This window comes from Microcoleus sp. BR0-C5 (assembly GCF_036705045.1).
In the GTDB taxonomy this organism is placed as follows: domain Bacteria; phylum Cyanobacteriota; class Cyanobacteriia; order Cyanobacteriales; family Microcoleaceae; genus Microcoleus.
Map to the genome: position 1 here is coordinate 52159 of NZ_JAUBTR010000039.1, position 13709 is coordinate 65867.

At 45.9% G+C, this 13709-nt stretch carries 7 protein-coding genes, 1 pseudogene and 1 CRISPR repeat array; of the genes and pseudogenes, 5 read left to right on the top strand and 3 right to left on the bottom strand.

Annotation, left to right across the window (positions count from 1 at the left end; translation table 11 throughout):
- Positions 1 to 529: 529 nt before the first annotated feature.
- Positions 530 to 3925: a CRISPR direct-repeat array (repeat unit 37 nt; unit sequence GCCGGAAAATACCTAAAACCCTATCAGGGATTGAAAC).
- A gap of 8 nt (positions 3926 to 3933) precedes the next feature.
- Entirely contained in the window at positions 3934 to 5160 is a 1227-nt protein-coding gene (locus tag QUB08_RS19105; RefSeq protein ID WP_333226182.1) for a glycosyltransferase family 4 protein, read from the bottom strand.
- 419 nt (positions 5161 to 5579) lie between these two features.
- Positions 5580 to 7898, bottom strand: a complete 2319-nt coding sequence (locus QUB08_RS19110; RefSeq protein ID WP_333226183.1) for an IMS domain-containing protein — start codon at positions 7896 to 7898, stop codon at positions 5580 to 5582.
- A gap of 446 nt (positions 7899 to 8344) precedes the next feature.
- Between QUB08_RS19110 and pdhA the strand changes: the two genes are divergently transcribed.
- Both pdhA and QUB08_RS19120 read left to right on the top strand, forming a co-directional pair.
- Positions 8345 to 9382 (top strand): pyruvate dehydrogenase (acetyl-transferring) E1 component subunit alpha, encoded by a 1038-nt coding sequence (gene pdhA, locus QUB08_RS19115; RefSeq protein WP_006634162.1) that lies wholly within the window; start codon positions 8345 to 8347, stop codon positions 9380 to 9382.
- 283 nt (positions 9383 to 9665) lie between these two features.
- Positions 9666 to 10076: a retroviral-like aspartic protease family protein gene (locus QUB08_RS19120; protein WP_333226184.1), complete on the top strand. Its 411-nt coding sequence runs from the start codon at positions 9666 to 9668 to the stop codon at positions 10074 to 10076.
- Between the two features lie 286 nt (positions 10077 to 10362).
- On the opposite strand, the pseudogene QUB08_RS19125 reads toward QUB08_RS19120, so the two are convergent.
- A pseudogene (locus tag QUB08_RS19125) lies at positions 10363 to 11389 on the bottom strand (IS630 family transposase).
- 865 nt (positions 11390 to 12254) lie between these two features.
- Here QUB08_RS19125 and rpmI point away from each other — a divergent pair.
- The 3 genes from rpmI to QUB08_RS19140 all read left to right on the top strand — a co-directional run bounded on the left by rpmI (position 12255) and on the right by QUB08_RS19140 (position 13631).
- Complete coding sequence (rpmI, locus tag QUB08_RS19130) at positions 12255 to 12452, top strand: 50S ribosomal protein L35 (RefSeq protein WP_006634164.1); 198 nt, start codon at positions 12255 to 12257, stop codon at positions 12450 to 12452.
- Positions 12453 to 12471: 19 nt separating this feature from the next.
- Entirely contained in the window at positions 12472 to 12828 is a 357-nt protein-coding gene (gene rplT / locus QUB08_RS19135; RefSeq protein ID WP_006634165.1) for a 50S ribosomal protein L20, read from the top strand.
- A gap of 272 nt (positions 12829 to 13100) precedes the next feature.
- Positions 13101 to 13631 (top strand): tetratricopeptide repeat protein, encoded by a 531-nt coding sequence (locus QUB08_RS19140; protein ID WP_333226185.1) that lies wholly within the window; start codon positions 13101 to 13103, stop codon positions 13629 to 13631.
- Positions 13632 to 13709 lie beyond the last annotated feature (78 nt).

The following is a 13709-nucleotide window of genomic DNA, read 5'->3' on the forward strand; positions in this document are numbered from 1 at the left end:
GCCACACTGAACCAAGTCATCCAACCAGTTGATGAGATTGATGCAGGCTAGGACTCAAGTCTAAGTTACGATCGCCACACTGAACCAAGTCATCCAACCAGTTGATGAGATTGATGCAGGCTAGGACTCAAGTCTAAGTTACGATCGCCATGCCGAACCAAGTCTTCCAACCCAAGAAAAAAAGTATTTGGTTTTTTCCGCTGTGCGCTTGCTGTCAGGCTAAGATCGAACATATTGGTGGCGTAGATCCCGTTGATCGCACAATATTTTTTGCTTAGTTTCCGTGAATGGGTAGGTGTTAAAATCGGGGTATCAAATTTTTCGCCTCAAACTCATGTTCCGCAAGAGTTTGATGCCCCTAGTCTGAAAAAAAGACGGACGCAAAGTCTGAAAGCTTTACAGGATAAGGTTTTGGAGTGAGTATGGAAAATCGGGTATTGACAAGCCGAAGGCTGGAATGGTACTTTTATTTTAGATTCACGGAACTGCACCTTGAAAACCAAATATACCCTGCCTTCTGGAACGGGCTGCCGGAAAATACCTAAAACCCTATCAGGGATTGAAACTTTATTGCTCGATACATAGTAAATAATACCTTTAGGCCGGAAAATACCTAAAACCCTATCAGGGATTGAAACTTTTATTTGAAGTGGTGGTTTTTCGTTACTATGTAGAGCCGGAAAATACCTAAAACCCTATCAGGGATTGAAACGTACTATCTGCAATACAAGCTGCGGATGTACCTACGCCGGAAAATACCTAAAACCCTATCAGGGATTGAAACGTTTGCTTACTGGGGGCTAGCGTACCGATGAAGGGCCAGTAAGGCCGGAAAATACCTAAAACCCTATCAGGGATTGAAACCTGTATATTTTTCCAGCGCCGCATGACCATCGAAGCCGGAAAATACCTAAAACCCTATCAGGGATTGAAACTATTTGACACCATAGCAATGACAACAGCATCATTCCGCCGGAAAATACCTAAAACCCTATCAGGGATTGAAACTTGAAGCCGGAAAATCGGCAGGCGGCGGGCTAAGCCGGAAAATACCTAAAACCCTATCAGGGATTGAAACATACGTCGCAACCGCTTATATAAACGGCAATTTAAAGCCGGAAAATACCTAAAACCCTATCAGGGATTGAAACAGATATGGGGCGCTATCCAGACCGGAGTACAAGCCGGAAAATACCTAAAACCCTATCAGGGATTGAAACTACCTTGAATCTTTTTTCTGTAACTTAAATTTAAAAAGTTTCAAGCCGGAAAATACCTAAAACCCTATCAGGGATTGAAACATTGCAATGATGCGGGGCGGGGCGGGTGCTGTTTGTGCCGGAAAATACCTAAAACCCTATCAGGGATTGAAACATCGTGCCGACTTCCTAACAGCAACCTATCTATGGCCGGAAAATACCTAAAACCCTATCAGGGATTGAAACCCATAAAATCCAAAACAATCCAAAACATTTAACGCCGGAAAATACCTAAAACCCTATCAGGGATTGAAACCGTGGCGGCAGAATCGGGGGAGAGTGTGAGGAATGCCGGAAAATACCTAAAACCCTATCAGGGATTGAAACATTCGACTTTCGGAAGCGCTACCTCTTGAACGTTGCGCCGGAAAATACCTAAAACCCTATCAGGGATTGAAACGAAATTTGATTGTGGCAAAGTCTTCACCAGGATCTGGCCGGAAAATACCTAAAACCCTATCAGGGATTGAAACGAATATTGGTTGGTGTGCTTGTGACTGTATTCATGCCGGAAAATACCTAAAACCCTATCAGGGATTGAAACTGCGGCTAGTACCTCGATCATCTGTTGCATTTTGGGCCGGAAAATACCTAAAACCCTATCAGGGATTGAAACAAGCTTCTTCAATCCAAAATAACTAGCAGCAGGTAACGCCGGAAAATACCTAAAACCCTATCAGGGATTGAAACTTTTGAGTGGTGTTTGCATAAGCCGACATATTGAGCCGGAAAATACCTAAAACCCTATCAGGGATTGAAACAAAGACTAAAATTGTGAATTAAACTCTATCCTAGCCGGAAAATACCTAAAACCCTATCAGGGATTGAAACTAAATAGAACAGCCCCAAACTTGGGATTCGCTAGCCGGAAAATACCTAAAACCCTATCAGGGATTGAAACCTTGAACATGAACGTGGCTAATATTTAGACAATAGGCTACGCCGGAAAATACCTAAAACCCTATCAGGGATTGAAACCCTAGCTGGGCAGCTAATTACTTGGAGTCTGATTAAGCCGGAAAATACCTAAAACCCTATCAGGGATTGAAACAAAGTATATGGGTACTCCTCAATGCGCTCAAAAATTAAGCCGGAAAATACCTAAAACCCTATCAGGGATTGAAACTTTCAAGATAAATTTATCTATAGCTTGAAATCCAAGCCGGAAAATACCTAAAACCCTATCAGGGATTGAAACTCACAGCCGTGGCTGCTTGGCGGACTGATTTCAGCCGGAAAATACCTAAAACCCTATCAGGGATTGAAACGGGCGGTTTGGCTAATTTCGACAGCTTTTGTAAATTCAAGCCGGAAAATACCTAAAACCCTATCAGGGATTGAAACTGAACAGACCCAGACAATTGTTCCAGCGAACCTGAGCCGGAAAATACCTAAAACCCTATCAGGGATTGAAACTTAGTAGGGCAAGCTGCTGGCAATTCTATTACAGCCGGAAAATACCTAAAACCCTATCAGGGATTGAAACCTTTTGTATAGTCGAATAAAAAGTGTTAAAGAGAGCCGGAAAATACCTAAAACCCTATCAGGGATTGAAACCTCATCGTTTTCTTCGTACCAGATTAATATTTTGAGCCGGAAAATACCTAAAACCCTATCAGGGATTGAAACTTCCGGCTGCTGGGTCTTCGGAATCTCCTGGAAATTCATGCCGGAAAATACCTAAAACCCTATCAGGGATTGAAACTGAGGTCAATACCATCGGCCGCTGGATGTGTGGAGCAAAAGCCGGAAAATACCTAAAACCCTATCAGGGATTGAAACGAAACGGAGCCGCTAAAATTACCACGTCAATTTCGCCACGCCGGAAAATACCTAAAACCCTATCAGGGATTGAAACCCCGTCGTCTCCAGAATTCGATCGCCCACTTCACTTTCGCCGGAAAATACCTAAAACCCTATCAGGGATTGAAACCGGACGCGGGGATGTTGATGGATGTGATCGCAACTGGTGCCGGAAAATACCTAAAACCCTATCAGGGATTGAAACCCTGCATCAAATCGGTGGCGGTAGCGGGTCGCCATCGGGCCGGAAAATACCTAAAACCCTATCAGGGATTGAAACAAACGAGTTGATGGGTGACAACCTCGATGCGGAAGTGCGCCGGAAAATACCTAAAACCCTATCAGGGATTGAAACTTAGACTGTTTCGAGTTTAATGTCGTCGATATTTGCCGGAAAATACCTAAAACCCTATCAGGGATTGAAACTCAGCAAGAGGCTGACGATGGATTGCGCGTTGGCGTAGTGAGCCGGAAAATACCTAAAACCCTATCAGGGATTGAAACGAAACTGAAAAATTCAACTGTTATCTCGACCTTGCCGGAAAATACCTAAAACCCTATCAGGGATTGAAACTCTACAGTCTTCAAGCCGATTTTAGAGGTACTTTCGCCGGAAAATACCTAAAACCCTATCAGGGATTGAAACGTTAATGAGAAAATCAATATCATCCCCATCAAAGCCAAGCCGGAAAATACCTAAAACCCTATCAGGGATTGAAACGTTTAGCTGGCTTAGCTTCAGGTTGCGCGTGTTGGCCGGAAAATACCTAAAACCCTATCAGGGATTGAAACTTGCTGCTGAAAGTGCTTACCAGATGGCAGGTACGCCGGAAAATACCTAAAACCCTATCTAGGGCTTGAAACGCCCAAACTACAAAATTATTGGCTCAAAAATAGACTTCTCCTCTCTCTTTTTATCTCCTCCCATAACCTCAAGCAATCGATCGACTACACGCCTCCAAGTAAAATTTTCAGCCACAAAAGCCGGGCCAGCAACCCTCGCTTTCGCAGCAATTCCAGGCTGTTCGATCGCCCTTCGCATCAAATCAGTCAAATGTTCCCACTCAGGAGCTAAGATAAATAAAGTTTCCCCCTCCCTCGCCACAGCCATAAATTTACTTTCAATTTGCAGTGCAAAGTCCGATCGCGTAAAATCATCCGTAGGGCCGCCCGCAGTGCAAATAACCGGCAAACCGCAAGCTGCTGCTTCCAACACCGGCAGATTAAAACCTTCTGCCAAATAGGGAGAAACATAAACATCTGCTGCTTGGTAAAACTCTGCTATTTGAGCAAAAGATAGCTGGCTACCCGTATAAATTAATCTTGGTAAAACCCTCGCTCTTTCCGCATCGTTGAACACAACTCGGCAGGCTTGGGCAATCTCGTCTCTGGACGGATAAAGCAGTTCTGAACCTTTTAAAACTAATCTCGCATCTGGATATTTGTCAACTACCGCAGCGAAGGCTTTTAATAAAGGGCGAATACCTTTGCGATCCGTTTGCCCTCCAATGTTTAAAAATATAAAATAGTTTGACCAGCCGAAACTTTGGCGCAGTGATTGACGCCGATCGCCCGCTGCAGGATAATAAATCTTAGGATCGACTCCCAAAGGTACAACGGCAATGCGATCGGCCTCAACTCCGCTGCGAATTAAGCCAGCTTTTGACCAAGCTGAAGGTGTAATAATTTTCGTTTCTGAGTTAACCGCGGTTTGGGCGATCGACTTAACCCCCATCCCCCGCAATACTGTACTGGTAACAATCCCCCATTCTGTGGCTGCAAATACCCAAGTTTGAGCGCTGCTGGATGCCGAGAAGTCCCACGGGCAGTACATTCGCAGGGTAACATCGGCTGACTGATTTACCGCAGGGCTCTTAATGCTGCGAAGTAATGTTTCATTTGGGCGATCGAACAAACTAATTTTCGTCTCCCAAGCTGGGTCAATGTAGGGCATATCGCGGTGGAAAAGCTCAATTTTTCCTCGCTGGCGATTCCCTACGGGATAGCTGCGCCGCGCGTGCATTTCCAGCAGTTGAAATTGATTGACTACGCAATAGGAATGATAAATAAAACGCCAGCCTTCAACAATAATCTGCAATTCAAAACTCCCGCTTTTGCTATTAAAAACTCACCTCATAATTAGAAATTGGGAATTAGTAATTAGCAAGCAGAAATTACCAATTACGAAGAATTCAGGAGCCAGAATCCAGAACAGTTTCTGTGGGACAGGATGGAGAATCGAGCTTTAAATCCCGCGATTTTAATCGTGGTTCGCAAAAAATTCTTTCCGTGACAGTTACCCCTGACTTCAGGCATAGGTATGCTTAATTCAGTCTTCTTTCTTCTGATATCATATCCGATCGAGATCGAGCGATTAAAAGGGCGGGTTTTTGAGATTGTCAATTATTGGCAGATATTTTTCGTGAACCCGCCCCTACCTTATTAGGCGTAATCTACTGGACATAATATGACTTCTGACTTCTGACTCCTTCTCCTCAATTACTAATTACCAATTCCTTACTTAATCACTTGCCAATCCATAATTCGCCACTGTCCCTCTTGACGGATCAAGTCGTAGCGCACCCGCAGGTTTTCGTTGCGCGAAGAAACGAGTTGAGAACGATCGAAGACTTCGGCTTTTTCCGCGACTTGGGCTTCTACTTGGGCGCGATCGGGATTAGTCGGATTCGTCTTAACTCCATTAACTTCCAGCTTGTGTACATAACGCTGGTGCGCGTTGTTTCGCTGTTGAGCTTCTGCCATCAATTGCCAGCGAGACAAAGCCGGTTCTGTCAGAACTTGCTTTAATTCTTCGACAGCGTGATTGGGGCCCAAAGCCGCTGCTTTTGCCGATAGCCAGCCTTGAACTAAGTCTCTTGCTGATTCCTCAGTGATTTCTCCCGACACTGCGCCTGCAGCGCGAGGCTCTGGGGCCGCGGCCAAGGCAGGGATTTCTAGGGGCGGTTCTTCCAGGCGGACGAGGGCTTGCTCTCCTTGGAGGGGGCCCGATAGGGCTTGCATCGCGCTAGCCAACAGACTGAGTATTAACCACAGGAGTAACAGGCTCAGGACACCTGCGACTAGAAACAAAGCCAGCCTGTTTGGAGGCATGGACTTGACTTGGGCGGTAATTTCTGCTGTCTTGGTGCGCGCTCGATCGACCAAATCGCCCTTTAGCCCCTTGCCGCTGGCTCCGCTGCGCCCTGAATGTTGGCGTCTGCGATGTTTGGAAGTCGATTCAGCAGGGTGTGGCACTGTAGCTATCGGGATAGACACGGGGGCAACAGCGCTAGGCGCGGCCACCGTTCCCTGGGATTTCGCGCCAGAGGCTGCGGTAGAAGCGTCGCCCGGTACGGGGGTCAAGGTGACTGTACTGGCTCCCTGCTTGGCTGTGGGTGGCTGTGCGGGTATGGCAGCGGGCGATCGGCCTGCTGTCGGTTGCAGTCGCCCTGGGAGCTTGCCGGCGCGGGGCTGCACGACGACCCATTCGTTGGCGGTTTCTGCGTCCTGTGGCAAAGCTTCTAGGTAAGCTTGTACTTTCGGGTCAGCAAAGTAGTCTTTCAAGGACACTGACTCGTTGGCCAAGTCGCGGAAGTGGGGAAACACTTCTTCTTGTAGCCAGTGTTCGGCGTACAAGCACAGTCCGGGCAACAAGTCGGGTGAATCTTGGGAATGTTCGCGAATGAAGGCCAGGGGTTCTTTCTCCGAACTGAGTTCCAGGGCTCTGCTGGCTTCTTCTGTCTGGCCCAGCAGCAGGGAACAGACGGCTTTTTCCAGGTGAACGTCTTGGCGGCGACCGAGCTGCATCAGCATCAGCTTGGCCCGACGGATCATTGATGGCTGTCTGGCAGCAAATCCTTGGGCTAACAGGGTGTAGACCGAGAGGTAAGTGGCGACTGCGGAGGGGCGGCCGGCTTCGGCTTCAAATAGCGCCTGCTGCTCACTGCTGGTTAGGTGTTTACGCATTTGCTGCACGAACCGGAGGAAGTCTTCTATTCCTAAACCCGATCGATCGTCTCCCGAACCGTCGATACCGCCTCGTTCTTGAAGCATTTCTCGCAGGATTTCCAGTCCCTTGCGACGCTCGGCGACTTTTTCTTCGGGAAGCGATAATAGCTCTAAAATGTTGTACGGACGGAGTTTGTATATGTCGGCTTGCATTTCACCCCTCACGCTTGCAAATAGGCTTTCGCGCAGCAGCAATTCTTGACCTGCTTCTAATGATTTTGCGGCATTTTCGTACTGACCTTGCTGCCACTGTTCGCGGCCGAGTTCTAGACAGGCAAGGCTGACAGTTAAAACTATATCTGGCCTCACGAGATCTTTGTCGCCGAAACGACCTTCTGCGATCGCGATGCTGCCATTGTTAAGATACGGGCGACCCAGCTTCTGTACGAGTTCGTATTCTCCCAGTTCTTGCAGTATGAGCAGGGCTCCTACGAATTGGTTGTCATCGATTTCAATACTTGGAGTGTGGGGGTCGGGAGCAGCCTCTAAAGCCTTGGACTCTGCCGGAGCGGTTTCTCCTGCGTCTTGCAGGAAGGTGGCCGTGCCTGCTGAGGTTTTTGACCTCTGGTGCTTGGCTTCCTGTGCGGCTTCCGACTCTCGATCGTAAGTTTTGGCTAAAAAACTGGCATCGTAAGCTTTGCGCCCCTCTGAGTCTGACAGAACGGCGCAGGCTTCATCGAGCAGTTGTTTGCGGGCGACGATCGCAACTTCGGAATACTCCCGGCGCGGAAGCTGTAAAGTTCGATCGCGGTGAGCCTGCTGCAACTGTTCGGCAGTAGCTTGAATCGGTAGACCCAAAATCCGGTAGTAATCTAGTGGAATTAACACTGTCCACTTCCCCAAAGCGCTAGCAACTGAATTAGCCTATCTTAAGTGACATACTCCCGCAAACCAAATCAAAAATTCTGGTGTTGGCTTCCAACGGCCCCCTTCACGGTATGTTGGACTTGCCGTAGAGATCCTCTGATTTTTTTCCCTCTAGGGCGTTTTACAGTGAGGAAAATGCAAAGGCCCACTGCCCGTCAGCTAAATGAGTAGTTTGACTCTTGAGCATTTTCGGGTTTGAGAGTAATGGAATTATATCATTCGTGTGCATGGGGTTTAGATGCGAGTTGGTTCTCCCAGTCCCGGCAATCCGCCCCGATGGCCAAACTCATTTTAACAATTGGTGAACTGCTGCACAGCAAAGGTCCGATCGTTTTCTGCTGCGGTTGTGTCCCATCTCGGTTTAAATTTAGATGTCAAGGAAGCCGATCGTCGGGTATTAATTATTTATGGTTCAGGAACGGACTTTACCAGTTTTTGACGCGCAAAGCGTAAACATTTCTCGGGATGAGGGCTTAATGCTCTACGAGGATATGGTCTTGGGGCGCTACTTTGAGGACAAGTGTGCTGAGATGTACTACCGGGGCAAAATGTTTGGTTTTGTCCACTTGTACAACGGTCAGGAAGCAGTCTCTACTGGCGTGATTCGATCGATGCGCCGGGATGACACCGATTACGTCAGCAGCACCTACCGCGATCACGTTCACGCTTTGAGCGCGGGCGTCCCGGCGCGGGAGGTAATGGCGGAGTTGTTCGGGAAGGAAACTGGTTGCTCGAAGGGCCGCGGCGGTTCGATGCACATGTTTTCTGCCGAACACCGACTGTTGGGGGGCTATGCTTTTGTGGCTGAGGGGATTCCTGTAGCTACGGGGGCGGCGTTTCAATCGAAGTACCGGCGCGAAGCTTTGGGGGATGAGAGTTCCGATGGCGTGACTGCTTGTTTTTTTGGCGATGGTGCTGCAAATAACGGGCAGTTTTTTGAATGTTTGAATATGGCGGCTTTGTGGAAGTTGCCGATTATTTATGTTGTGGAAAACAACAAATGGGCGATCGGGATGGCCCACGAGCGAGCTACTTCTGACCCACTGATTTACAAGAAAGCTCATGCTTTTGGCATGGCTGGTTTTGAGGTTGACGGGATGGATGTTTTGGCGGTGCGGGAAGTGGCGAAAGAAGCTGTAGCGCGGGCCCGAGCCGGCGAGGGGCCGACTTTGATTGAGGCTTTGACTTATCGCTTTCGCGGCCATTCTTTGGCCGATCCTGATGAGTTGCGTTCTAAGGAAGAGAAGGAATATTGGTTCCCCCGCGATCCGATTAAGAAGTTGGCTGCTGATTTGATCGATCGAACTTTGGCAACTGCTGAAGAATTGAAAGAGATCGATAATAAAATTCAAGCAGTAATTGATGATGCAGTCGATTTTGCTGAGAAAAGCGCTGAGCCAGATCCTAGCGAATTGTATCGGTTTATCTATGCAGAAGATGAGTAAGCTGTTGTGCATTTAACTTGTATGTTTAGGGCTGGCATGATGCCCAACCCCTACTCCCCACAAGAGTGATAGATCCCCGTAGGGACAGGGCGAAAGCCTTTGTCCCTACTGCACTTCCTAAACCTGGAATACGCTGTAAGACTTACTTACAAACTCTACTTTTAGGGTGTGCACTGCGAACCTTACTACCATAAGTTATTGCTACAATCAAAGGTAGACTTTCTAGACGAAAAGAGGCGATCTGATAAATCTCGATCGCGATCTAACTCAAGCCAGCAAAAATATGGGTGCACTTCGAGTCAAAGTCAAGCTAACGAATGCCATTGATGAAGAGTTAGTCAAGAGAGGATTGCTCAATCCAAATCTGTTGCGCGTGTACGAAGCAGAAGCACTGATAGATACTGGTGCAGTACGCACAGCTATTCCTGTAGAAGTCTGCGAACACCTCGGTTTAAGAATTAGGAGTCAAGAAATAGCAAAATATGCCGATGGCAGACAAGAAACAGTGGGATTAACAGGCCCTGTTATCATTGAAATAGAAGGGCGCGAGACAATTGAGGCGGCAATGGTTTTAGGGGATATGGTGCTAATCGGTCAAACTGTGTTAGAAACTTTAGATTTGCTAGTAGATTGCAAAAATCAGCGTCTAGTTCCCAATCCCGAAAATCCCGAAAGACCTGTATTGAGAGTTTAATACTCCATCCCGCTTAAATACCTCCTTTATTTATTATGTTCGAGTGCCGATATCGACATGCGGTCAGGATTTTTAATCAGCACAAATTCAACGGTTTACGCAGGCTTGTAGCTGTAGAGCCATTCTTGAAACTCATATTGATTCATTTGCGACGGCTTGATCATTTCGCGGAATGTTGTTTCGCTGTCTGGCTTGTAGGATCGTTCACCCTGATGGGCACACGAACCGAAAGCATCCAGGATACAAGCCCCCGGATTCATTCCGAAAGCAGACTCATACCATTTTTTTAAAGATGCGATAGAGATAAAGAATGTAAAATCCAAGACCATCCGGTGAGAAAACCAATGACACGATCGGTGAAGGATACCAAAACTTCCTGGACTTTTATGCGGAGTTCGTCAAGATTACTAAACACCGACCAAGCTAAAAAATCTTTCAGATATTCCCATACTCTTTCTGTCGGATTTACTTCCGGACAAGCGGGAGGCTGAAATAGTAAAATAACATTGTCTGGTAATTCAGATGAGTCCAAATTATGAGCAGGTGCGTTATCAACTTGAATGATGTGTAATTGCTCAGGATATTGTATTGACAAAAGTTGTAAATATGCTCCAAAACAAACTTTGTCTAAATGGGAAAACTCCCAAAAAAAACTTTTTCTGTTTTGGGATCTATACTGCCCCATACAGCCAAAAACACTCAAATTTCCATTGATGCTTCCCGATGGGCTTTACGCCTGAAAGCGTCAGCTTGCGCCGACGAATTGTATGTAGTCCTAGCCTATCGTTCATCACTACACCAATAAGTGACTTTTTTATATTTGTTTACTTGAGGTAAAGCTTTGTCTAGTAAAGCTTTTATCTGTTGATGCAAGTTATTTTTAAATTCATTAATTGCCGTATATTTCTGAGAAATACTGCGAGGTCTTGGAATTTTTAATTTACTTTTTAATTTTTTCTCATTAAATAATATACAGCCGGGTAACTACTGGCTATTCCTTTAATCAACCAGAGCCAAAGATGAACTTCTTTATAACTCTGAAATCCTTCGGGGTCTCTCAACTCTTGTTGCAATGAAGCTGCTACTTCAACTGAGAACTTTTTTGGGCGACCAAAAACCTGCCGATTTTTTAACAAATTTTCCAGACCGCCCTCTTTATATTGAAAGAGCCAGCGATGAACTGTTGCCTCACTTTTACCTAAAACTGCCGATACTTCCCGCACAGGTTCTACTTGTTTTGACTGAAATAAATAAAGCATTTGGACTTTGTTATAAGCTAGGATTCTCTTTTGTTGTTTGAGTATTTCTCGCAAACTTTCTACAGATTAGGTAATCTTTATATGAGGACGACCAGACATTGTAATTCTCTCCTTTACTTTTTACACAAGTCTATCACATCTTTAAAAAAATGGTATCAGTACCCAGAAATAAAAAACCTGTATCCGATGAAACTTGCCCCCCGAGTTTATCTCGCGCAAGTCAATGCTTCAATTCTAAAATCTAAAATCTAAAATCTAAAATCGATTGACACAACCTATTAACTAACAATGCAGCCACTCAAAGACCGAACCCCCCAGAAAAGAAGAAAAAACAGAGCATGAAAAACTGCTGACGTAAACCCCTGATCCACATTTACAAAAAAAACACGGGACGCGGAAAGCGAGCGTATCTTCAGAGTACAGATGCAAGCGACACGGGGTTTCAACCGCCTTGAACCTTTCTTAGTATTTCTTAATTAAATAGCTAAAATATACCGTGTAATAGAAACATATAAGTCAGTTATAAAAATCGTCTTAAATTGTTTGATTACTGATGGTAGTTAGTAATGATTAAACTCAAAAGTTTAATATGTGGCTGCAAAGTCCGTCACTAAACTTATGGTTTAATTATTGCCAAATAAATCGACCGGAAAAGGAACGGCTCGGATCGCCGGAACCTGTGGAACTAAATCTTTTTGAGATTGAATTTCATGAACGCTTAATGATACCGCAACTGGGGTATAACATTCTATACTAGGTGTTAACTACAGCAAACTACCGCAAGATTACCCGATCGCCCATCCTGTATATCGCCGCATATCGCCGCAAATGCAGCGCCACCCCCAACCCGCAAATCTCCCTTGCAGAAAGTAGCACAAACGTGATACGGTATAAGCTTGTGTCCAAATAACACCAGTTCATGCCAAAACTCAAAACTCGCAAAGCAGCCGCAAAGCGCTTTAGAGCGACCGGCAGCGGTAAAATTGTGCGCCGTAAAGCTTACAAAAGCCACTTGCTACAGCACAAAAGTTCAGCTCGCAAAAGCCGTCTCTCTAAGCTGGTCGTCATCGACGAGACCAACGACGCTAACGTGCGGTTAATGCTTCCATACTTGTAAAGTTTAACGGAAATTAAAGATGACACGGGTAAAACGCGGTAATGTCGCCAGAGCGCGCCGCAAAAAAATTCTCAAATTAGCCAAGGGTTTCCGAGGCGCACAGTCGAAACAGTTCCGCACAGCTAACCAACGGGTGATGCAGGCCCTGCGTAACGGTTATCGCGATCGCAAAAAACGCAAACGCGATTTCCGCCGCCTGTGGATTGCTCGGATCAATGCCGCATCGCGCCAGCACGGCACGAGCTACAGCAGACTGATCGGCAACATGAAAAAAGCCAACATCGAAATCAACCGCAAAATGCTGGCACAAATGGCGATCATTGACCCGGCAACATTCGGTAAAGTCGTGGAAATGGCTAATCGAGCCGGAGCCTGAAAGTTCCCTTGATTTTCAGAATGCACAAAGCAGAAGTAAGAAAGATTTAACTGTCTGCCAGAGAAGGAAAACTCCTGATGAATTTAGGAGGTTGAGACCAACTTTCCTTCTTTGTTCTTACTTCTGGACTCTTGCTTTTTCAGAAATCGCGATCGGGCCGGTCGATCGCTATTTCCGTGTTTTTTATACAGTTGCAGAGGCAAATCTCTGAGATTTCTAGCCAATTAAAATAAATAAAACCTTCCACAGACCTACCTAATTTTAAGAAAAACATGGATAGTAATTTGCTCATTGTTTACCTGACAGTCCTGCTAGCTATACTGGGCAGTAGTTGCTGGTTTGTGGTGCGCCAGATTCTCACAACTCGGAACCTGGAAATGTCTTTAGAACGCTTAGAAAATAAACTGACGGTAGAAAAAGGAACAGCGCAGGAATACTACGAATTAGGAAGTATCTATCTAGATAAGAAGCTTTACTCTCAGGCGATCGTCCTGTTTCAAAAAGCCCTGAAAGCGAAAGACTTAGAAGGCGAAGAAAATCAAGCTGTTATATACAACGCCCTCGGTTTTGCACACTTCGGCCAAGAACAGTACGACATCGCGATCCGCCAGTACAAAGAAGCCCTGAAGTTGCAGCCAGAATACGTTACATCTCTCAACAACCTGGGTCACGCCTACGAGCGCAAGAAATTAACAGCTCAAGCCTTGGAAATTTACGAACAAGCTCTCGCCTGCGATCCAGACAATACCACGGCAAAACAGCGAGTAGAGTCCCTTCGGAAGCGTTTGGTAATCTATAATTGAGCCCACATTCCGCACTTCAAATTGAAATACGATAAAATACAATCCCCAAAAAGCCAAAAATCACGATAATTAAGAAAA

What these genes read in the sequence shown, in the direction of transcription:
- pdhA (WP_006634162.1), top strand. Translation starts at nt 8,345, where the DNA reads ATGGTTCAGGAACGGACTTTACCAGTTTTTGACGCGCAAAGCGTAAAC.
- QUB08_RS19120 (WP_333226184.1), top strand. Translation starts at nt 9,666, where the DNA reads ATGGGTGCACTTCGAGTCAAAGTCAAGCTAACGAATGCCATTGATGAA.
- rpmI (WP_006634164.1), top strand. Translation starts at nt 12,255, where the DNA reads ATGCCAAAACTCAAAACTCGCAAAGCAGCCGCAAAGCGCTTTAGAGCG.
- rplT (WP_006634165.1), top strand. Translation starts at nt 12,472, where the DNA reads ATGACACGGGTAAAACGCGGTAATGTCGCCAGAGCGCGCCGCAAAAAA.
- QUB08_RS19140 (WP_333226185.1), top strand. Translation starts at nt 13,101, where the DNA reads ATGGATAGTAATTTGCTCATTGTTTACCTGACAGTCCTGCTAGCTATA.